20 protein-coding genes and 1 tRNA gene are annotated in these 18,894 nt (G+C 66.3%); 11 read left to right on the forward strand and 10 right to left on the reverse strand.

Going from position 1 to position 18,894, the window contains the following annotated elements; all coding sequences use genetic code 11:
- Positions 1 to 106: 106 nt before the first annotated feature.
- Positions 107 to 454, forward strand: coding sequence for a VOC family protein (locus ACQPW1_RS35480; RefSeq protein WP_433656615.1), 348 nt, complete (start codon positions 107 to 109; stop codon positions 452 to 454).
- Between the two features lie 229 nt (positions 455 to 683).
- Positions 684 to 1,784 (forward strand): SGNH/GDSL hydrolase family protein, encoded by a 1,101-nt coding sequence (locus ACQPW1_RS35485; protein ID WP_433656617.1) that lies wholly within the window; start codon positions 684 to 686, stop codon positions 1,782 to 1,784.
- 3 nt (positions 1,785 to 1,787) lie between these two features.
- Here ACQPW1_RS35485 and ACQPW1_RS35490 read toward each other — a convergent pair whose 3' ends face one another.
- Complete coding sequence (locus ACQPW1_RS35490) at positions 1,788 to 3,191, reverse strand: pentapeptide repeat-containing protein (protein ID WP_433656619.1); 1,404 nt, start codon at positions 3,189 to 3,191, stop codon at positions 1,788 to 1,790.
- Between the two features lie 240 nt (positions 3,192 to 3,431).
- Here ACQPW1_RS35490 and ACQPW1_RS35495 point away from each other — a divergent pair, with 240 nt between their 5' ends.
- Both ACQPW1_RS35495 and ACQPW1_RS35500 read left to right on the forward strand, forming a co-directional pair.
- Positions 3,432 to 3,839, forward strand: coding sequence for a hypothetical protein (locus tag ACQPW1_RS35495; protein ID WP_433656621.1), 408 nt, complete (start codon positions 3,432 to 3,434; stop codon positions 3,837 to 3,839).
- Between the two features lie 111 nt (positions 3,840 to 3,950).
- Complete coding sequence (locus ACQPW1_RS35500; protein ID WP_433656623.1) at positions 3,951 to 4,103, forward strand: DUF2867 domain-containing protein; 153 nt, start codon at positions 3,951 to 3,953, stop codon at positions 4,101 to 4,103.
- Here ACQPW1_RS35500 and ACQPW1_RS35505 read toward each other — a convergent pair whose 3' ends face one another.
- On the reverse strand, positions 4,104 to 5,096 hold the full coding sequence (locus tag ACQPW1_RS35505; protein WP_433665422.1) for an alpha/beta hydrolase family protein: 993 nt from the start codon (positions 5,094 to 5,096) through the stop codon (positions 4,104 to 4,106). It abuts the gene before it with no gap.
- A gap of 121 nt (positions 5,097 to 5,217) precedes the next feature.
- Here ACQPW1_RS35505 and ACQPW1_RS35510 point away from each other — a divergent pair, with 121 nt between their 5' ends.
- From ACQPW1_RS35510 to ACQPW1_RS35520, 3 genes are all read left to right on the forward strand, one after another.
- Positions 5,218 to 6,105, forward strand: coding sequence for a PaaX family transcriptional regulator C-terminal domain-containing protein (locus ACQPW1_RS35510; protein ID WP_433656625.1), 888 nt, complete (start codon positions 5,218 to 5,220; stop codon positions 6,103 to 6,105).
- 575 nt (positions 6,106 to 6,680) lie between these two features.
- A complete protein-coding gene (locus ACQPW1_RS35515) occupies positions 6,681 to 7,616 on the forward strand; it encodes an FAD-dependent oxidoreductase (RefSeq protein ID WP_433656627.1) in 936 nt (311 codons plus the stop codon).
- 69 nt (positions 7,617 to 7,685) lie between these two features.
- Positions 7,686 to 8,603, forward strand: coding sequence for a transglutaminase-like domain-containing protein (locus tag ACQPW1_RS35520; protein WP_433656629.1), 918 nt, complete (start codon positions 7,686 to 7,688; stop codon positions 8,601 to 8,603).
- Here ACQPW1_RS35520 and ACQPW1_RS35525 read toward each other — a convergent pair.
- The gene (locus tag ACQPW1_RS35525) at positions 8,590 to 9,471 is read right to left on the reverse strand and encodes a VC0807 family protein (RefSeq protein ID WP_433656631.1); all 882 of its coding nucleotides are present in this window, start codon (positions 9,469 to 9,471) and stop codon (positions 8,590 to 8,592) included. The genes ACQPW1_RS35520 and ACQPW1_RS35525 overlap by 14 nt on opposite strands.
- 86 nt (positions 9,472 to 9,557) lie before the next feature.
- Between ACQPW1_RS35525 and ACQPW1_RS35530 the strand changes: the two genes are divergently transcribed.
- Positions 9,558 to 10,040, forward strand: a complete 483-nt coding sequence (locus ACQPW1_RS35530; protein ID WP_433656632.1) for a MarR family winged helix-turn-helix transcriptional regulator — start codon at positions 9,558 to 9,560, stop codon at positions 10,038 to 10,040.
- A gap of 23 nt (positions 10,041 to 10,063) precedes the next feature.
- Here ACQPW1_RS35530 and ACQPW1_RS35535 read toward each other — a convergent pair whose 3' ends face one another.
- The 3 genes from ACQPW1_RS35535 to ACQPW1_RS35545 all read right to left on the reverse strand — a co-directional run bounded on the left by ACQPW1_RS35535 (position 10,064) and on the right by ACQPW1_RS35545 (position 11,677).
- A complete protein-coding gene (locus tag ACQPW1_RS35535; protein ID WP_433656634.1) occupies positions 10,064 to 10,234 on the reverse strand; it encodes a hypothetical protein in 171 nt (56 codons plus the stop codon).
- A 76-nt stretch (positions 10,235 to 10,310) separates the two neighbouring features.
- A tRNA-Gly gene (locus ACQPW1_RS35540) sits at positions 10,311 to 10,382 on the reverse strand.
- A 74-nt stretch (positions 10,383 to 10,456) separates the two neighbouring features.
- The gene (locus tag ACQPW1_RS35545; protein ID WP_433656636.1) at positions 10,457 to 11,677 is read right to left on the reverse strand and encodes an MFS transporter; all 1,221 of its coding nucleotides are present in this window, start codon (positions 11,675 to 11,677) and stop codon (positions 10,457 to 10,459) included.
- 93 nt (positions 11,678 to 11,770) lie between these two features.
- Here ACQPW1_RS35545 and ACQPW1_RS35550 point away from each other — a divergent pair, with 93 nt between their 5' ends.
- The 3 genes from ACQPW1_RS35550 to ACQPW1_RS35560 all read left to right on the forward strand — a co-directional run bounded on the left by ACQPW1_RS35550 (position 11,771) and on the right by ACQPW1_RS35560 (position 13,337).
- Complete coding sequence (locus ACQPW1_RS35550; RefSeq protein ID WP_433656638.1) at positions 11,771 to 12,100, forward strand: ArsR/SmtB family transcription factor; 330 nt, start codon at positions 11,771 to 11,773, stop codon at positions 12,098 to 12,100.
- A 71-nt stretch (positions 12,101 to 12,171) separates the two neighbouring features.
- A complete protein-coding gene (locus ACQPW1_RS35555) occupies positions 12,172 to 13,077 on the forward strand; it encodes a hypothetical protein (RefSeq protein ID WP_433656640.1) in 906 nt (301 codons plus the stop codon).
- The gene (locus ACQPW1_RS35560) at positions 12,972 to 13,337 is read left to right on the forward strand and encodes an adenylate/guanylate cyclase domain-containing protein (protein WP_433665423.1); all 366 of its coding nucleotides are present in this window, start codon (positions 12,972 to 12,974) and stop codon (positions 13,335 to 13,337) included. Before ACQPW1_RS35555 ends, ACQPW1_RS35560 begins: the two co-directional genes overlap by 106 nt.
- 4 nt (positions 13,338 to 13,341) lie before the next feature.
- Here ACQPW1_RS35560 and ACQPW1_RS35565 read toward each other — a convergent pair whose 3' ends face one another.
- The 4 genes from ACQPW1_RS35565 to ACQPW1_RS35580 all read right to left on the reverse strand — a co-directional run bounded on the left by ACQPW1_RS35565 (position 13,342) and on the right by ACQPW1_RS35580 (position 18,779).
- Positions 13,342 to 14,637: a M16 family metallopeptidase gene (locus tag ACQPW1_RS35565; protein ID WP_433656641.1), complete on the reverse strand. Its 1,296-nt coding sequence runs from the start codon at positions 14,635 to 14,637 to the stop codon at positions 13,342 to 13,344.
- A gap of 86 nt (positions 14,638 to 14,723) precedes the next feature.
- The gene (locus tag ACQPW1_RS35570) at positions 14,724 to 17,003 is read right to left on the reverse strand and encodes a polyribonucleotide nucleotidyltransferase (RefSeq protein WP_433656643.1); all 2,280 of its coding nucleotides are present in this window, start codon (positions 17,001 to 17,003) and stop codon (positions 14,724 to 14,726) included.
- A gap of 372 nt (positions 17,004 to 17,375) precedes the next feature.
- Entirely contained in the window at positions 17,376 to 17,645 is a 270-nt protein-coding gene (rpsO, locus tag ACQPW1_RS35575; RefSeq protein WP_194834828.1) for a 30S ribosomal protein S15, read from the reverse strand.
- A gap of 162 nt (positions 17,646 to 17,807) precedes the next feature.
- The gene (locus tag ACQPW1_RS35580; RefSeq protein ID WP_433656644.1) at positions 17,808 to 18,779 is read right to left on the reverse strand and encodes a bifunctional riboflavin kinase/FAD synthetase; all 972 of its coding nucleotides are present in this window, start codon (positions 18,777 to 18,779) and stop codon (positions 17,808 to 17,810) included.
- Positions 18,780 to 18,894 lie beyond the last annotated feature (115 nt).

An 18,894-nucleotide genomic window follows, 5' to 3' on the forward strand; every position in this document is an offset into this window, starting at 1 on the left:
TTGGCCGCCTTGTACCGAGCCCGGGGTCGGGACCGTCACGGCACAAGGAGAAACTCCACTGTCAGTACAGTTCAATCACACCATTGTCGGTTGCCGCGATAATCGAGTGACCGCCGAATTCTGGGCGGACATCCTCGGATCGGAACTCGGGATCGAATGGGGCCCGTTCATTCCGCTCCCGTTGGATAACTCGGTAACCTTCGATTTCGCGAACGTGCCACCGCACGTCACGGAAATCTCGCCTCAGCACTACGCCTTTCTGATCTCCGAATCCGAATTCGACGTGGCCTACGCCAAGATCCAGCGCTACAAGCTGGACCACTGGGCCGATCCGCGTCAACAGGGCGTCAACGAGATCAATCACAACGACGGCGGCCGCGGCGTCTACTTCCTGGACCCCAACGGCCACTTCATGGAATTGATCACCGTCCCGTACGGCGGCTGGCCAAGTTAAGGATCTGGGGCGGCATCCAGCCGGATGCCGCCCCGGACATACCGACTGATCACTCCGAATCGTCATACACGGCGACGATTTGTGCTGTCGCGGTATGTTTTTCGAGTTGGGCGTGGCGCACCGTCCGGATGAGTACCCTTGACCTACCGGAAGGCCTTGCGGTCATGCCAGTGGCGCGAGATACAGGACTGCGAGTAAATCCATGCCTATTGCCCTGCAGAATTTGATCGTGCTCGGGGACAGTCTGTCCGACATCGGGATCAAGCGAGAGGCACCTACCGGGTTGTTCGCGCGCGCCATCAAAGCGATGCGCACGAACGAGATCGGCCGATACAGCGACGGAAAGAACTGGACAGACTTCCTGATCGAGTGGGCGGGGGCGGATCCCCTGGTCCAGTCCACCAAAGAGCTCACCGAACAAGCCACCGAATACCATCGCAGCCTGACCAAGCACTCGATGCTGCTGAAAACCGACGTAGACGCGAATCCCCCTGTGCGCTATGCCAATTACGCGGAAGGCGGGGCAATCGCGGGCTCGGACTGGAGCCCCAAGGTCGGCGCGCTCGGCTACTTGAAGACGCAGGTCGCGCAATACATCAAGGCACGTAAGGCACTCGGCGACCAGTTCACCGGCGACACCATGCACATCATCTGGATCGGGCTGAACGACATCGTCACCGCCGAGCGCGCCGAGGGCAACAACATGACCTCGTCGGACGGCGTTTTCGAGGTTCCGCGCGGGATGAAGGACAAGGCGGGCACCGGCATCACACCCGTGCTGGCGGAAATCAAAGGCCTGGTCGACAGCATCGCGAACGCGTTCCCCGGCCCGCCCGATCGCAACCATTTCATGCTGATCGATCTGCCGAGCCCGACCGTCTCGATCCGGTTCCAGGATCAGATCGCCGACGGCAAACGCAAACAGGTGGACCAGTTCTCGGCGAACACGGCCCAGTTCAACGACGTGCTCGACTACCTCACCAGGCACTGGCCGATGACCGCCAAGGACCCGCAGCCCGGCGCCACGAAGAACCACATCTCGCTGGTGCGGATGTGCGACTGGATGACTTACGTCGCCGACAACGCGAAGGCCTTCGACCTCACCGGCTTCGCGCAACTGCACGGCGTCCCGGTGCCCTACCTCGGCGCGAAGGACACGGTCGAACCGGCGATCCGCCGCTGCCTCACCACCAGCGACCTCGCCCATCCCACCCAGGCGGTGTACGAGCTGATCGCCAGGAAGATCGCCGATGATCTGCTGGTCGGCTACACCTTGGGCAAGCTGAACGCGCAGTCCTGGAACAGGATTCGGCCCTACGCGGACGTGTAGCCGTCACTCGGCGGGCGGCTCCGGCGGCCACGGGTTGGGTTTGACGTTGGTCGGCTTGCGCGTCGGGATGTCATCCCAGTCGAAGTGCGTGCCGACCCAGGCCTTGGGCCGATCGAAAGTGACCTCGGTGGCGGCGAAGCGGGCGTCGACGAAGGAGATGTCGCCGAAGAAGTCGCCCTCGGTGAAGTCGACGGAGCGGCCCGCGAACGTCGTGCCCGCGAAGGTGGTCGTGCCGTGGAATTCGGCTCGGCTGAAGTCTGTTTCGCGGGTGCCGCGGTTGCGCATGCGCCCCGCGGTGCCGATGCGGGTGTCGTCGAAGGCGACGGTGCCCGCCTCGAACTGGGCGCCCGCGAAGGTGATTCGCGGGCTGGCGATGTCGGCGCCGGTGAAGGCGAGGTGCTGACCGTCCAGGACGGCGCGTTCGAACGAGGTGAGCTCGGCCTGGAACTTGGTGTCCTGGAACGAGGTTCGGGCGCCGGTGGTGCGGGCGCCGATGAAGGTCGTGCGCGGCCCGACGAAGGTGGCCTTCTCGAAGGACACCGAGCCGTCGAACAGCGCCCCGTCGAAAGTGGTGCCGTAACCGGCGCGTTCGACCTTCTCGGGCCGGGTCGAACCGAAGTGCGCGTGGTCGAACAGCACGGGCCCGTCCTCGAAGACCGCGTCGCGGAAGGTGACGTGCGGACCGGCGAAGACCGCGTGCTCGAAGGAGGTGCGGCCGATGAACACCGCACGGGCGAACGAGGTGTTGCGCCCGGTGAACACCGCGTGCCGGAAGTCCGCGCGTTCGATGACGGCGTTGTTGAAGGTGAATTCGCAGTTCGACCAGGAGATGTCGGCCGATCGCTGCAGGTGGTCGGCGATCACCTGCACGATGGTGCGGCGCACCTCCCGATCGTTCTGCCGGAACTGGTAGACCCGCTCGACCTTCAGGCCGGACTCGTCCACCGTTTCCGCCTGCGACACAAGGTGGTTCGCCCCGGCTACCGGGTCATACGGCAGGCGCAGATAAGCACAGAGCACGTCGACGCACTGCTGGCGGCGGCTCGACGAACGGAACTCGTCGGCGATCCCGGTCATCGCATAGACCCCGGCGATCCGCACCGCCACGTCGGAATCGCCCAGTTGCCGCGAGGCCGCCCCGAACAACTCGGCGAACCGCCCGCGCTCGAGGTCGCGTTGCCGTCGATAGGCGACCACCAGCGCGACGGCGGCGCCGACGCCCGCGGCCACCGCCAACGCGATCTTGGTCAGGTCGAGCTGATTCGGTGTCTCGGCCTTCGCCCCGAAGGCCAGCCACAGCAGCCACCAGGTGAGCGCCGCGATACCGAGGCCGCAGACAACCGCCACCAGCACCGCAAGCAGCAACGCCGCGCGGTGCAGTCGGTCGCCCAACCTCCCCCATCGCATTAGCGCATGGTAGCCGCATTGCCGCCGGTCGACTACCGGACAAGATCGGCTATCGCTGCGCCCCAAACCCTTTCAGATGTCCTCTATCCATGAGTGACACATCATGGAGACTGCTCGCGACATTCGCCGCGGATCGGTGCGACTCGTAGGCGTCGGATGGCCCAACGAGGACAACGATCGGCGCAGGCCGGAGCCGCGTCGCTGGGTTACTCGGACGTGCTGCTCGAGTAGTCTGCGGAGATGTCTGCTTCCGATTCGCTCGATCCGGTGGCCGAGGTCGAGGCCGTGCACGCCCTGCTCGCCACGTGGCTGGGGACCGATGCGGAACCGGAGGTCCTGGAACGCTTCGCCGCGACCCAGCACGACACGATGTCCATGGTGACCACCTCCGGCGCACGGTTGAGCCGCTCCGAACTGCTGTCCGGATTGCGACGCGCCCGGAATTCGCGGCCGGGCCTCGATATCGAGATCTCCGAGGTGGAGGTGCTGCTCGCCGAAGGGAACGTGACCGTTGTCCGTTTCATGGAGCGACATCACTTCTCCGGCAAGCACGCCGACCGTTGGACGACCGCCGTACTGACCACCGAGTCCATCCCGCCCCGATACAGCTGGCGCGTACTGCACGAGACCGAAGCCCCCAGCGACTGATCCGCGGCCGCGTCGCCCTGCTCGGACCGGAGGTGAACCACTCCTTCGATATCGGCGGACCCGACGTCCTGACCTATCTAGACATGCTGCGCCGGTATTCGGTGGTCGCCGATGTATCGGCAACGCGCGGTGTTCGAACCACGCGGGTTGTCGGGGCAGGCGTATTGGAAGGCGATCTCGCCGTTCCACGAGATCGTGTTCGGCGGGATGGTCCGCAACATCACCGGTGCTGCGGAAGCGGCGGAACGTCAGGGTGATTCGTGATCACCTTGCGTTGATGTCCTGCACATAGTGGCGTTGGTCGCTCAGAAATCCTGCGGCGAACAGGGATCGGGGTGCGGCGATGGCCACGGCGGTGGTCTTGATCGCGCTGTCTTCGATATCCTTGCGCACCAAGGCGTGGGTGGCGTTGCGGTAGTGCTCGACGCGCAGTAGGTCGGCGGGGATCAGTTGGCGGTAGCGGGTTTCGGTGTCGACGACGTCGACGTTGATGTCGTGGTCGGCCAGGATCAGCAGCACGGGGATGCGGACCGCGGCGAGGTCTGCGGAGGCGTCGGCGGTGTAGTTGCGTTGGTTGAACCGCCAGCGTTGTGGGGTGGTGTCCGCGGCGGCGGCTCCGGCCTGTTCGAAGGTCGCGCCGTCGCGCAGAAGTTTGCGGGTGCGTTCGCTTTTGGCGACCGCGGCGTCGACCTGCGCTGGATCCGCGTGCGCGGCGGTCAGTTCGGCGAGCAAGTTGTAGCGGCCTTGCTGGAGCCAGTTGACGGCGGGTGAGACGGCGATTATGAATTGCAGACGGGGGTCTCGCGCGGCGACTGCGGGCAGCACCCAGCCCGCTTGGCTGGCGCCCCACAGACCAATCCGGGTCGGATCGATCTCGGATCGCGTTCTGGCCCAGGCGATCGCGTCGAGTGTCTCGGTGGTCCGGTCGGCCATGGTCTGGTCCAGCCAGTCGCCGGGCGCGCCTGCGACGCCGGGTTTGTCCCAGGACAGCGACGCGTAACCCGCTCGCGCCAACGACTCCCAGATCGGGCGGTAGAAGGTGTCGTGGGTGGCGTCGACCGGGCCGTCACCATGGACGGAGACCACCAGTCCGAATGGTGCCGTGCCCGCTTTCGGTAGCGCGAGCACGCCGTGTAACGGCTGTGCACTGCCCGGGATGGTCACCTGCTGTTCCCGCAGGTCGTAGCTGTTCTGATACAGGACCCAGCCGCCTGCCGCACCTATCAGCAGCAGAATCGCCATGAGCGACACGAGTATTCGGCGGCGCCGCGAAACGGGTTCAGCGCGCGTTGTTTCCGACGACATCGCCGCTCCAATCGTTCGTTCTGGAAACCACCGTTTGTATGCTGAACGGATCAGCGAGCGGACCGAGAGGTAGATGGTGGAGAAGCACAGCATCGAGGTGACGACCCGGACCCTGGTGGAGAGCATGGTCCGGGAGGACGCAACCATCGACGCCGGTGAGCTCTACACGGTCGCGAACGCGCTCGGTATGACCGATCAGCAGGTCCGGCTGTGCATCCGCCGCCTGGTCGCCGACGGGCAGTTCACCCAGCACGGGCGAGGCCGCAAGGCGGTGCTGCACGCCACCACGGCGACGATGAGCGCACTCGCGCCCGACGCGGAATTCGTGCGCTACATGTTCGATCAGGATCGTGGTGCGGCCGATTGGGACGGGTGCTGGCATCTGGTCGCCTTCGCTATTCCTGAGACCGCCCGCGCAGCTCGAGATGCCATGCGCGACGGCATAGTTCGGCTCGGCGGAGCGCCGATCCAGGGTGGGTTGTACGTCAGCGCCAATGCGTGGGAGCCGCATCTGGACGCGCTGACCGCCGAGCTCGACGTCGCCGACCACGTCACCACGTTCACCACCGCGGACCTGCACGTCGGCGGCACCGATGCGCCGCGCCGGATCGCCGCCCGCCTGTGGCCGCTGGACGATATCGCCGCGCGCCACCGCCGACTCCTGGACTTCGCGCGGCGCACGCTGCGACGTTTGCGCACCGCCGATCTGACCGACACCGAATTGCTGACCGCAACAATAGAACTGGCTGCCGAATTCACCCGCGCGATGGAGCCCGATCCACTGCTCCCGCCGCAACTGCTCCCGCAACCTTGGGCTGGCACCAAGGCTCGCAGAGTGGTCGCCGAGTGCTGGTCGCTGTTGGTCGCCGCTGAGACACCCGCTCCGCCAAGGCTCTTCCGTGCTTACGCCGAGGTGATCAGCGACGTGATCGTTCATGCTGGGCACCAGCAGGTTTCGTGATCGACGCCATCCCGAGCCGAGCAGCCAGGTCGGCCCGCGAGGCCGACCTCTCGCCCACTCGACGGCGGCACCGCTGCCACGAGCGCGACATCGCCCACGACTTCGACCGCCGCGAGCCGCCACATCGGCGCGAGCGGTCTTCCGCGCAGAGAACTCACGTTCAAATCGTTCATTACACCGTCGATCGTATCCGAAATGAACGGTACTGTGCACTCGAAAGAGAGATTCAGGCATTAAGGTCCTGGCACCGGTGGAGCGGGCGTGATGGGACGGCGCTGTCAGGATCGCGGGCCAGCGGCCCCGGCGGGCAGGAAATCGTCGTGGCCTATCGCAACTGTCCGCCGCAGAGGACCACGTTCACGCTGACGGACGCCCACCCGAACCCCCCTACGCACGAATTGCTGGACCGCGCACGAAATCGCTAGCTGCTTCATGCGCGGCGGACCAATTCATGCGCGGCCGGTCAGCCGCGCGTACGGCGGGCAACCTGTGCGGCCGTTCGCGTGTCGGACTTCGGTGCTTGCCCATTCGTTCTTTCCAAGCCGGAGAACGTGATTCGTGAGTACCGTCCGAATATGGCTAATGATGTGTTGGTACTCGGGGCGGGCGTGATCGGATTGACCACCGCGGTCTGCCTGGCGGAGGAAGGTCATCGGGTCCGGCTGTGGGCGGAGCGACTGCCTGCGGAAACGACCTCGGCCGTGGCGAGCGGATTGTGGGGACCAGGCACCACGCCAAGGGATTCGGCGTGGAGCCGGGTGACATTCACCGAGTTCACCACGCTGGCCGACGATCCCGCCTCCGGCCTGCATTTCGAACGCGGACTTCAGGTTTCGAGCGACTGGTCCGAACCACCCTCGTGGATCCACGATTTCGTCGACGTGGACATGTGCGCCGCCGACGAACTACCCGACGGCATGCGCTTCGGTTTCTGGTGCACGGCCCCGCTCATCGATCTGCCGCGCTACCTGCGCTACCTGACCGACCGCCTGGCGGCACACAACGTCGAGATCGAACAGCGAACGGTGCGTGATCTCGCCGAGGCCGCGGCCGCCGCCCCCGTCGTGGTGAACTGCACGGGCGTGGCGGCAGGCAAACTCGCCGGCGACAACGCCGTACAACCGGTGCGCGGACAGCACGTGATCGTGCACAACCCCGGCATCACCGACTTCTACGTCCAGATCGGCGGCGAAACCGAATGGGCGGGCTTCTTCCCGCACGGCGATCGCCTGATCCTCGGCGGCGTGCGGCAACACGGACAGTGGAGCCTGGAGCCGGATCCCGCAGTGGCCGAACAGATCCTGCGCCGCTGCATCGCCGTCGAGCCGAAACTCGCCGACGCCGAGGTGGTCGGCCACGAGGTCGGCCTGCGCCCCGGTCGCACCGAAGCCAGGCTCGACGAGGAGCGCATCGGCGAGTCCAGGGTGGTGCACAACTACGGTCACGACGGGCTCGGCGTCAGCCTCTCCTGGGGTAGCGCGCGCGAGGTCGCGGGGATGCTCGCCGACTGATCGTTGACTCTGACACCGTGTCAGGTCGTAGACGTGGGTGGTCACCGTTTCGACCGGAAGGCCACGTCCATGCGCAGCAGCACCGAACTCGATATCAGCTACTACACGACACAGAGCACGTTCACCGATCCCGGTGCGCTGGTGGCGTGGGTAGCCGCACTCGATCCTGATCCAGTAGCGCTTCGCGAGGCGGCCTCCGGGTTGGTGTTCCACTTCTGGGGCAACGGTGACATCACCGAGCACGGCTTCGCCCCGCAGCGGCGCGCGGAGATCGATCTTCGCTATGCCGAGGACATCTTCGCCAGGCTCTTCGAGCTGAACCCAGCACCGCTCGATGCGGAACGCGCGCCGACCGAGCGGGTGGTCGGGTGCTGCCGGGACTTCACGCTGTTGTTCGTCGCCATGGCTCGCCACCACGGGATTCCGGCCCGCAGCCGCACCGGCTTCGCCAGTTACTTGATGCCGGGCTGGGCGGCGGACCACACGATCGCCGAGGTCTGGGACGCCGACCAGGGGCGCTGGCGACTCATCGACCCGCAGTTCGCGCCCGGCTACCGGGACCCCACCGACGGCAGGCTGCTGGACGTGCTCGACATGCCGCGGGACCGGTTCCTCGTCGGCGCGGACGCCTGGGCCGCTTGCCGCAGTGGCGAGGCGAACCCGGACCGCTTCGTCGTCTCCCCCGAGCAACCCGCACCGTTCCTGCGCAGCTGGCCGCAACTGCGGCACAATCTCGTGCTCGACCTCGCCGCACTGAACAAGCACGAGATGATCCTCTGGGACATCTGGGGACCGCTCGACCTCTCCGCCCAGGTCGATGCCCGAACGATGACCGAGATGGACGCATTGAGCGAGCTGCTCCGCGACCCGGCAACCGAAATCGACCGAATCCGTGCGGCTTTCGAGGACGGAGCACTGCGGGTGCCCGCAGTTGTGCACACCGCAACCCCGCCCGCCGGAGTGCCGCGCCCGATCACCCTGCGCTGAGCTTGGCAGCCGGAATCCGCTGCGCCTGAGCCATTTCCAGATCGAGCAGCCGTTCGGCCCGCGGTACCACGAAGGTGCGATTGACGAAGAGCCACAACCCGACCAGCACGATCAGCGGCAGGCCGGACAGCAACGACGACTCCCCGGCCTCGTCCGGCGAGTAGCTGTAGATCACGACGACGCGCAACACCGCGTCCACCAGCAACACCACACCCAACGTCGCGGTGACGAACCGGTAGATCGTCCGGAACCGTGCCGACTCCGACCAGGTTCGATCGAATCCTTCGGCTCGCAACGGATCACCCTTCGCGGCAACTGGTTTCAGCGCATCGCGCATGAACGGGTGCTCGGTCCACGTCGTTGCGAGCACAACGATCCCACCGACGGCGATGTACAACGAACTCCGCGCCAGCACGAAACGCGCATCGCCACTGATCGAGGTCAGCACCACACCGGCCACGACTTCGGCGAGCACCAACACCGCGAACCGATCGATCGGGTGTGTGTCGTTGCGCCGCAGCCGGGTTCGCAGTAAGTCACCGATGACGATCAGCCCGGCGACAACCGCACCCGCCACCATGCTGGCCGTATCCCCCAGCCCACCGAAGTAGCACCCGAGGAGCGCCGCGGTAGACGCGACGGCCAAGGCAACGGCCAGCCGCCAACGGAATTCACCGGTCTGCATGCCACCGCCGACGGCCTTGGCAGCCAACAGCGCCCCAGCGAGCGACAGCCGTATCGCCGCGGGCAACCCGGTCGGCGCGAGCAGCGCGAAAACCACCGTGGGCAGGACCAGATCGATGGCCGTATTCGCGACCATCATGGCCAACCACCCGGCCTTCTTCCGCTTATCGCTCGTGCCGTGCATGGAAGCTCACCCCGTTCCCTCGATTTACCTCAGTAGATAAAACTCTTAGCAACTAAGATAATGAGAAGCTAAGGTATATTCAAGGCATGACGCAAGAGGTGCCCGCAGACCCGACCCTCCTCGGCCGCGAATTCGCGTCGGCCATGGTGAACTTCCACGCCGCGACCGGCAAGCTCCTCGGCCTCAGCGCGGTCGAGCGCAAGTGCATGGACACCCTGCGCATCCTCGGCCCGGTACCCGCGGGCACCATCGCCGAACACACCGGCCTGACCACCGGCGCGGTCACCGGCCTGGTGGACCGGCTGGAGAAAGCCGGTTACGCGAAGCGCACCCGGGACCCGCACGACCGCCGCAAGGTCCTCGTGGAACTCATACCCAACGAGCGCGTCGACGCGCTGCTGGCCGCGGTCTTCGTCCCGTTCGGCACGGAGATGGCCGAACTGATGACCCGGTACTCCCCCGCGGAACTAGAGGCGATCAGCGACTGGATCGACCGAACCACCGACATCCTGGTGACCAACACCCGGCGGATCTCCGACCCTGATTTCACGCCCGCAGCCGCGCACTGAGTCGAGTTGGGATAGCATTCCGCTTACTGAATTGTCATCTGGCACAAGACATCATGCGGTGTACCCGGGGCGCCGTAGTAGTCTCCGGCGTAGAACCAGAATGTGTCAGCGTGGGCAACGCCCGCCGCTCCGGTGATGGTCGCGGCGACGGCCGCGGCGGCCACCGCGAGGCGGCCGATAATCGTTCTCTGCATGGGGAAGACGGTAGGAACGGCCCGTCTCAAACCAGTTTCAAGCCCGTCTCACGTATTCGGATCGGGCTGCTATGAGAGCGGATGACGGGATTTGAACCCGCGACCCTCACCTTGGCAAGGTGATGCGCTACCACTGCGCTACATCCGCGTTCGCACCCCGGGTGACTCCGGGATGCGAGATGGAACTTTAGCTGATCGACGGCGGAAAATGCCAATCCGTGATCATGCGGCCAACTCGACGGCCGTCTTGGTGCGGCGCAGACCGAGTCCGGCGGCGGTCAGGCAGGCCAGCGAGACGACCACGACGAACCAGGGGAACACCGTGCTCAGACCCCAGATGGTGGCGGCCCAACCGGCAAGAATGGTCGGCAGCGCCATGGCCGTGTAGGCCAGCAGGTAGTACGCCGACATGGTCTCGCCCCGCTTGTGTTGCGGCACAACCTCGGACAGGTGGCGCAGCGAGCCGCCGAAGCCGAGACCGAAAGTGGCACCGAGCAATACACCGGCCAGCAACACCACGACCCAGTTGCCGGTGTGCAACGCGGGCACGGTGAGCAACAGCGCCACCGCCATGCCGGTGTCGCCGCCGATGGCCGCGCGACGGGCCGGAATCTTGGTCGCGAACAGTTGCGAGGTAGCGCCCGCCAGCGCGGTCGAGGCAACCACCGCGCCGCCGAAAACCAGGTTGTGGATGCCGGTTTCGGCCGAAGCCAGCGACGGGTACAGCGACAGCAGCACGCCGAGCACCGACCAGGCGGCCATCACGCCGAGCGCGGAGAACCAAAAGTCGCCGCGAATCTCCGGCGGCACAGAAGGTTTCGCGATCCGGATGCGTCCGGCGATGCGACCGGTGTGTGGTTCCTCCAGCGCGATCACGCCGATGCCGATGAGCAGGCACACCACGGTGATGACGACGTACGGCGTGCGCAGCGGATGCGGCGCGTACTGCGCGAGCAGGGCCGAGCCCAGAATCGCCACGGCCATACCGACATTGAACGCCACACCGGTGAGCTGACCGGATCGCGCGCCGTGCTTGGGTCGCAGATCCAGCAGCGCCGCCGCACCGGCGACCACCGTCGCGCCGACCGCGAAACCGTGCAACGCGCGCGCCACCAACAGCATCGCGACGTTATCGGCCAGCAGGAAAACCGCCAGCCCCGCGATCATCGTCACGAACGCGCCGAGCAACACCGGCTTGCGGCCGACCACATCGGAGATCTTGCCGGACACCAGCACCGCGCCCAAGGCCGCGAACGCGTAAACCGCGAACACGAAAGTCGTGGTCAGCGGCGAGAAGTGCCATTCCTTCTGATACATGCCGTACAGCGGGGCAGGCACTCCGGATACGCCGAGCGCGACCCCACCCGCGGCCAAAACCAGCCCGTAGGCCCAACGTTGTGATGTCTGCTCGTCAGCGGCGGGTACCGCCGTCGTCGCTGCCATCGGAACTCCGATCAGGTAAGTTTGATAATGATCGAACCTCGTACGACAGTACAGTTAGTATGACGATCATCAAACCCCGAAGTGAGGTAGATCATGACCGAAGCTAAGGAGGCGGTGGCCGATGCCCCGCCGGTGGCCCCGCTGTCCACCGTGCTCGGCGCGATCCAGGACCCCATCCGCCTGGAGATGGTGCGCCGCCTGAGCAACGCGGGCACCGCGGTGCGCTGCAACGAGCTCTACGAGGTGATCAACAAGTCGACCGCGACGCATCACTTCAAGATCCTGCGCGAGGCAGGCGTGATCGAGCGGGTGATCGTGGACGGCCAGATCTGGCAGCGCCTGCGCACAGCGGACGTCGAAACCGCCCTTCCCGGCTTGCTTGCCTCGGTGGTCGACAACGCCAATCGCGCCAGCGACACCTGAGACGCTCGGCTCACCCGCCGCCGGTTGCGCGCGTCCGCCGAAACCGGGAATCGGTAGCGCATCATCGAGCGGTGGCGCACACCAACGATGTCGCATTCGTCACCCGGGCACTGCGGCTACTGCCGGTCCTCGGCTGCCTCGTCGGCATCAGCAGCGCACTCTTGACAATCTTGTATGTCCCGATGCCGTTCCACACACTGTGTGTCATCGCGGCCGCGTCACTCATCGTCTACGCCAGTGACGCGCTGCTATGGATCGGCCCGACGCGCGCCCGACTGCGTGTCCTCGATACTTGGTCGCGCACCCATGCCCAGGAGCATGCCGCCGCCGCGTGGCCGGCGGTCGCGGACCTACCGTTGGCACCGCTGCGCCAGAAGCGCACCTACCCACTGGTTATCGCGCTCATCGTGGTGTGGAACAGCCTCGGCGTCCGGCTGGTCGGTCTGGAGCCGCAGTCGTTTCTGCTGTTTTTTCCGTCATCGATATTGGCGTGGCTGTACTGGCTGTCGTTGCGCTTCTACCTCACCGAACTGCTGATTCGCCCGCTGCTGGCCGAGATCAGCGCCGAACTTCCGAACAGCGAAATCGCTCCGGCTCTGCGGTTCACACTGAACCGGCGTCTGTTGCTCGCGGTGCCCGGGCCGGTGGTTATCGCGGGTACCGTCGTCGCCGGCCTGGTCGGTCCGCACACCATCATGACCATCGTGGTCGGGATCGGGGCGTCCATGCTGGCCGCGGCCACCATCACCAGTTTGCCGATGCTGCTGCTGGCCAACTCGGTGACCGCGCCGATCGCGCACCTGAGCGTCGCGGCCGCACGAATCGGCAACGGTTCGTCGGCGACGGGCTGCTCGCCGTGTTCGGCGCGCCGCTGCCCCGCCCCGATCACGCCGACCGAGCCTTCGCCGCAGCGCTCGATGTCGCGGCGGCCGTGCGGAACGCGCCCGAGCAGGAACTGGCGATCGGGATCGGCTTGAACTCCGGTCAGGTGATCGCCGGAAACATCGGCGGCGCAGGACGATTCGACTACAGCGTGATCGGTGACGCGATCAACGTCGCGGCCCGCGTCGAGGCGGCGACCCGGCAGACCGGCGACACCGTGCTGCTCAGCGAGCAGACCCGCCGGTTACTGCGCGCCGAGCACAACGACCTGATCGCGCGGCCGGAGATCGCGCTGAAAGGCAAGTCCGCGACCGTGACGCTGTACGCGCCCGCGAACGTCAGCGCCGCGAACTGACGCGCTAGCCCTCGACCAACCGACGCACCGCGGCGGGCAGTTCGCGAGTTCGCTTGTACGGCCCGGCAATCGACGCCGCGAACGGACGCGACAGCAGGGTGTTCGCAATGGCGGAGACCTCGTTGGTAGTGACCGCGTCGATGCGCGCCAACGTCTCCGACACACTGCGGTGGTTGCCGTAGCTGAGCTCGCTCCGCCCGATGCGGTTCATCCGGGAGGCGGAATCCTCCAACCCGAGCACGAGTCCACCGCGCAGCGATCCCTTGGCACGCGCACATTCGGCATCCGTAATGCCGTTGGCCGCAACCTCTTCGAGCACCGCACGCGCCAGCGTGGCTACCTTGCCGAGGTTTTCGGGCTGGCAGCCGATGTACACCGAGAACGCGCCGGTATCGGCGAAGGTGTCCACGCTGGAGTACACCGAGTACGCGAGCCCGCGTTCTTCCCGAATCCGTTGGAACAGACGGGAACTCAGTCCGCCACCGACCACGGTGTTGAGCACCGAGAGCGGCCAGCGCCGCTCCCCCTCGTGCCGCCCGAAGGCGCGCACGCCGAACGCCAGGTGCGCCTGTTCGCTGTCGCGGTGGCTCCAGTGCAGTTCGGGATCGCTGGCAGGCCGGAACTTGCCCTCCCGGCGCTTAGCGGGGGTGGCGGTCGGGTCGAGTCGATTCTCGAACGCGCGGTGCACCAGCTCCACCGTGTGGTCGTGTTCGACATTGCCCGCGACCGCGATGACCATCCGGTCCGGCCGGTAGCGGCGCAGGTGGAAGCCGCGCAGCTGTGCGGCGTGCATCGACTCGATGGATTCGATGGAGCCGATCACCGGCCGCCCGATCGGGTGGTCACCGAACAGGGCGGACAGGAACGCGTCGCCGACCAGGTCCTCCGGGTCGTCGTCGCGCATGGCGATCTCTTCGAGCACCACCTGCCGTTCCACGTCGACGTCCTCGGCCCGGCACAGCCCGTTGAGCACCACGTCGGAGACCATGTCCACGGCCAGCGGCAGGTCCTCGTCGAGCACGTGCGCGTAGTAGCAGGTCTGCTCCTTCGCGGTGAACGCGTTGAGCTCGCCGCCGACGGCGTCCATCGCCTGCGCGATGTCCAACGCGGTTCGCGTCGGTGTCGCCTTGAACAGCAGGTGTTCGAGGAAGTGGGCCGCACCGGCGACGGTGGGGCCCTCGTCGCGCGAACCGACACCCACCCATACGCCGATGGATGCCGAGCGCACGCCGGGGACGTGTTCGGTCACCACGCGCAGTCCGCCGGGTAGCACGGTGCGCTGTACGCCTGGATCGGTCATGTTGGCTCGCAGCTCCAGAGACGAACCCCCCTGCTCGCGTCGGAGCAGAGGGGCTGTCGTCTTCTTCGTCGTCACAAAGACAAGTACTACTCGGTCGCTGCCGCGCCCGCATCAACGGTCTCGGCTTCGGCCGGCTCTTCGGCGTTCTCCTCGACCGGGACCAGCGAAATCTTGCCGCGGTTGTCGATATCGGCGATTTCGACGCGCAGCTTGTCGCCGACGTTCACCACATCTTCGACCTTGGCGACGCGCTTGCCGTTGCCGAGCTTGGAGATGTGCACCAGGCCGTCGCGGCCGGGCAGCAGCGAGACGAACGCGCCGAAGGCGGTGGTCTTGACGACCGTGCCCAGGAAGCGCTCGCCGACCTTCGGCAGCTGCGGGTTCGCGATGGCGTTGATCATGTCGATCGCCGCCTGCGCCGCAGGTCCGTTGGTCGCACCGACGTAGACCGTGCCGTCATCCTCGATCGAGATGTTGGCGCCGGTCTCCTCGGTGATCTGGTTGATCACCTTGCCCTTGGGCCCGATCACCTCGCCGATCTTGTCGACCGGGATCTTGATCGCGGTGACGCGCGGCGCGTACTGGCTCATCTCGTCCGGGGTGTCGATGGCCTCGGCCATGACCTCCAGGATGGCGGTGCGGGCGTCGTGCGCCTGGCTGAGCGCACCGGCGAGCACCTGCGAGGGGATGCCGTCCAGCTTGGTGTCGAGCTGCAGCGCGGTGACGAACTCGCGGGTGCCCGCGACCTTGAAGTCCATGTCGCCGAAGGCATCTTCGGCGCCGAGGATGTCGGTGAGGGCGACGTAGCGCACCTCGTCCTCACCCTTGTCGTTCTTGATCGTGTCGGACACCAGGCCCATCGCGATACCGGCGACCGGCGCCTTCAGCGGCACACCGGCGTTCAGCAGCGACAGGGTCGAGGCGCAGACCGAACCCATCGAGGTGGAACCGTTGGAGGACAACGCCTCCGACACCTGACGGATGGCGTACGGGAACTCTTCCTGGCTCGGCAGCACCGGCATCAGGGCCCGCTCGGCGAGCGCGCCGTGGCCGATCTCGCGACGCTTCGGCGAGCCGACGCGGCCGGTCTCACCGGTCGAGTACGGCGGGAAGTTGTAGTGGTGCATGTAGCGCTTGCTGGTCTCCGGGCCGAGCGAGTCGACCTGCTGGGCCATCTTCACCATGTCGAGGGTGGTGACGCCCAGGATCTGGGTCTCGCCACGCTCGAACAGCGCGGAACCGTGTGTCCGCGGGATCACGGCGACCTCGGCGGACAGCGCACGGATGTCTGCCAGACCGCGGCCGTCGATGCGGAAGCCGTCGGTCAGGATGCGCTGGCGCACCAGCTTCTTGGTGACCGAGCGGAACGCGGCGCCGAGCTCCTTCTCGCGGCCGACGAAGTCGTCGCCGAGCCGGGAAAGCACGTCGAGCTTGATCTCATCGATCTTCGCTTCGCGCTCCTGCTTGTCGGCGATCGACAGCGCCTCGCCCAGCTCACGCTTGGCGGTGCCCTCGACAGCTTCGTAGACATCGGCCTGGTACGGCGGGAACAGCGGGAACTCGGCGACCGGCTTGGCAGCCAGCTCGGCCAGATCCTGCTGCGCCTTGCACAGACGCGCGATGAACGGCTTGGCAGCCTCCAGGCCCTCGGCCACCACGGCCTCGGTCGGTGCCTGCGCGCCACCCTCGATCAGCGAGATGACCTTCACGGTGGCCTCGGCCTCGACCATCATGATCGCGACGTCACCGGACTCGACAACGCGGCCCGCGACAACCATGTCGAACACGGCGCCCTCGAGCTGCTCCACGGTCGGGAACGCGACCCACTGGCCTTCGATCAGCGCGACACGCACACCGCCGACCGGGCCGGAGAACGGCAGACCGGAGATCTGGGTGGATGCCGACGCGGCGTTGATCGCCACCACGTCGTACAGGTCGTTGGGATCCAGACTCATGATCGTGACGACGACCTGGATCTCGTTGCGCAGGCCGTCGACGAACGACGGGCGCAGCGGGCGGTCGATCAGGCGGCAGGTCAGGATCGCGTCGGTGGACGGGCGTCCCTCGCGACGGAAGAACGAGCCGGGGATGCGGCCGGCGGCGTACATGCGCTCTTCGACATCGACCGTCAGCGGGAAGAAGTCGAACTGGTCTTTCGGGTGCTTGCCCGCGGTGGTGGCGGACAGCAGCATGGTCTCGTCGTCCAGGTAGGCCACAACCGCGCCCGCGGCCTGACGGGCCAGGCGGCCGGTCTCGAAGCGGACCGTGCGGGTGCCGTAGCTGCCGTTGTCGATCAGCGCGACGGATTCGAACACACCGGGCTCGACCTCTACGGCCGAGGACTTGCGTTCAGTTGTTTCGGTCATTCTCTTCTCTCAACCTCTCGTCTTCGCCGGATCAAGCGCCATCTGGCGCGATCCGGCTCTTCGTCAGCCGTACCTGGTACGGACGCGCGGCAACCATCCTGGCTGCGGCACGAGCACCCGGCCGAATCCCCTTGGATCACGGCGACGCGGAGGCGGTCATCGATCGAAGCCCGCCGGCGGTGTTTGCCCTGCCGGGAGGCCACTACCGAAGACCGACGCCACGCAGGCGGGTGCTTACGGCTGTGCAATGTCGTCGTATTTCCGGGCGCACGCAAAGACGGCGGCCCGCATACACGAATAGCCAACGGGGAGATTGTACGTCTCCCCGTTGGCCGGTCTCCGGCTACCTCGGGTAACCGGTGTGTGCAGCAATCAGCGGCGCAGGCCGAGACGCTCGATCAGCGAACGGTAACGCTGGATGTCGTTGGCGGCCAGGTACTTCGACAGCCGACGACGACGACCGATCAGCGCGAGCAGGCCGTGCCGGGTGTGGTGGTCATGCTTGTGCACCTTCAGGTGCTCGGTGAGGTCGGAGATGCGCTTGGACAGCATCGCGATCTGGGCCTCCGGCGAGCCGGTGTCCTTCTCGTGCAGGCCGTATTCCTTGAGAATCGCCGACTTCTGTTCGGTGGTCAGGGCCATGAGGCATCCACTCTCTATTTCAGTACCGCGCTCGAGTTTCCGGTTACCCGGTTCGGGTGCCACCGCGGACCGCAGCAAACCCGAGGATCTACCTTACCGGATCGAATTCGGCGGACCGAATCGGCCGGGGGTTATCGAATTCCACGGCCGGTCCGGCGTGGATTACCGGTCATCCACAGCGGCAAGGATCTTGCGCGCGTTCTCCACGTCACGACCCATGTGCTCGATGAGTTCGTCGACCGAATCGAACTTGCGCTGACCGCGCACGTGGTCGACGAAATCGACCGCGACGTGCTGGCCGTAGAGGTCGGCCTCGCCGTCGAGCACATACGCCTCGACGGTGCGGGCGCGGCCGGAGAAGGTGGGGTTGGTGCCGACCGAGATGGCGGCCATCGCCCGCTCGCCCGGTGTGACGGTGCCGATGGTCGGGCCGGGGCCGAGCACGGTGAACCAGCCGGCGTACACGCCGTCGGCCGGGATCGCGGCGTGCATCGGCGGCGCGACGTTCGCGGTCGGGAAGCCGAGCTGACGGCCGCGGCCGTCGCCGTGCACCACCACGCCCTCGACCCGATGCGGGCGGCCGAGCGCCTCGGCCGCGGCGGCCATGTCGCCCGCGTCGACGCAGGCCCGAATGTAGGTGGAGGAGAAGGTGACCGCGTGTTCGCCGAGCAGCTTCACGCCGTCGACCTCGAAGCCCCAGCGACCGCCGAGCTCACGCATGGTGTCGATGGTGCCCGCGGCCTTCTTGCCGAAGGTGAAGTTGTCGCCGACCACGACCTCGACCACATGCAGCCGCTCGACCAGCAGATCGTGCACGTAGCGCGCCGGGGTCAGCTTCATGAAAGCCTGTGTGAAAGGCATCACGCAGAACACGTCGATGCCCAGTTCCTCGGCCAATTCCGCACGACGGGTCAGCGTGGTGAGCTGCGCCGGATGCGAGCCGGGCCGCACCACTTCCATCGGGTGCGGGTCGAAGGTCATCAGCACCGCGGGGACCCCGCGCGCGGCGGCCGATTTCACCGCTCTGCTGATCAGCTGCGCGTGTCCACGGTGCACACCGTCGAACACGCCGATCGTGAGTACGCACCGGCCCCAGTCCGCGGGAACGTCGTCCAGCCCTCGCCATCTCTGCACAGTCGGCAGCTTATATCGCGCAGCTGAACGGGGTTCGACCGAAGCCTGCGATGTCACGCGACGCTTCCGGTGTTGTGTACGAGCGGTGAATCCCCGGTTTCACTGTGCGGCGAGC

This window comes from Nocardia sp. CA-128927 (genome assembly GCF_050955855.1).
In the GTDB taxonomy this organism is placed as follows: Bacteria; Actinomycetota; Actinomycetes; order Mycobacteriales; family Mycobacteriaceae; genus Nocardia.

Coding starts and splice junctions, on each gene's coding strand:
- ACQPW1_RS35490 (WP_433656619.1), bottom strand. CDS start 3,191: ATGCGATGGGGGAGGTTGGGCGACCGACTGCACCGCGCGGCGTTGCTG.
- ACQPW1_RS35495 (WP_433656621.1), top strand. CDS start 3,432: ATGTCTGCTTCCGATTCGCTCGATCCGGTGGCCGAGGTCGAGGCCGTG.
- ACQPW1_RS35500 (WP_433656623.1), top strand. CDS start 3,951: ATGTATCGGCAACGCGCGGTGTTCGAACCACGCGGGTTGTCGGGGCAG.
- ACQPW1_RS35510 (WP_433656625.1), top strand. CDS start 5,218: ATGGTGGAGAAGCACAGCATCGAGGTGACGACCCGGACCCTGGTGGAG.
- ACQPW1_RS35515 (WP_433656627.1), top strand. CDS start 6,681: ATGGCTAATGATGTGTTGGTACTCGGGGCGGGCGTGATCGGATTGACC.
- ACQPW1_RS35520 (WP_433656629.1), top strand. CDS start 7,686: ATGCGCAGCAGCACCGAACTCGATATCAGCTACTACACGACACAGAGC.
- ACQPW1_RS35525 (WP_433656631.1), bottom strand. CDS start 9,471: ATGCACGGCACGAGCGATAAGCGGAAGAAGGCCGGGTGGTTGGCCATG.
- ACQPW1_RS35530 (WP_433656632.1), top strand. CDS start 9,558: ATGACGCAAGAGGTGCCCGCAGACCCGACCCTCCTCGGCCGCGAATTC.
- ACQPW1_RS35535 (WP_433656634.1), bottom strand. CDS start 10,234: ATGCAGAGAACGATTATCGGCCGCCTCGCGGTGGCCGCCGCGGCCGTC.
- ACQPW1_RS35545 (WP_433656636.1), bottom strand. CDS start 11,677: ATGGCAGCGACGACGGCGGTACCCGCCGCTGACGAGCAGACATCACAA.
- ACQPW1_RS35550 (WP_433656638.1), top strand. CDS start 11,771: ATGACCGAAGCTAAGGAGGCGGTGGCCGATGCCCCGCCGGTGGCCCCG.
- ACQPW1_RS35565 (WP_433656641.1), bottom strand. CDS start 14,637: ATGACCGATCCAGGCGTACAGCGCACCGTGCTACCCGGCGGACTGCGC.
- ACQPW1_RS35570 (WP_433656643.1), bottom strand. CDS start 17,003: ATGACCGAAACAACTGAACGCAAGTCCTCGGCCGTAGAGGTCGAGCCC.
- rpsO (WP_194834828.1), bottom strand. CDS start 17,645: ATGGCCCTGACCACCGAACAGAAGTCGGCGATTCTCAAGGAATACGGC.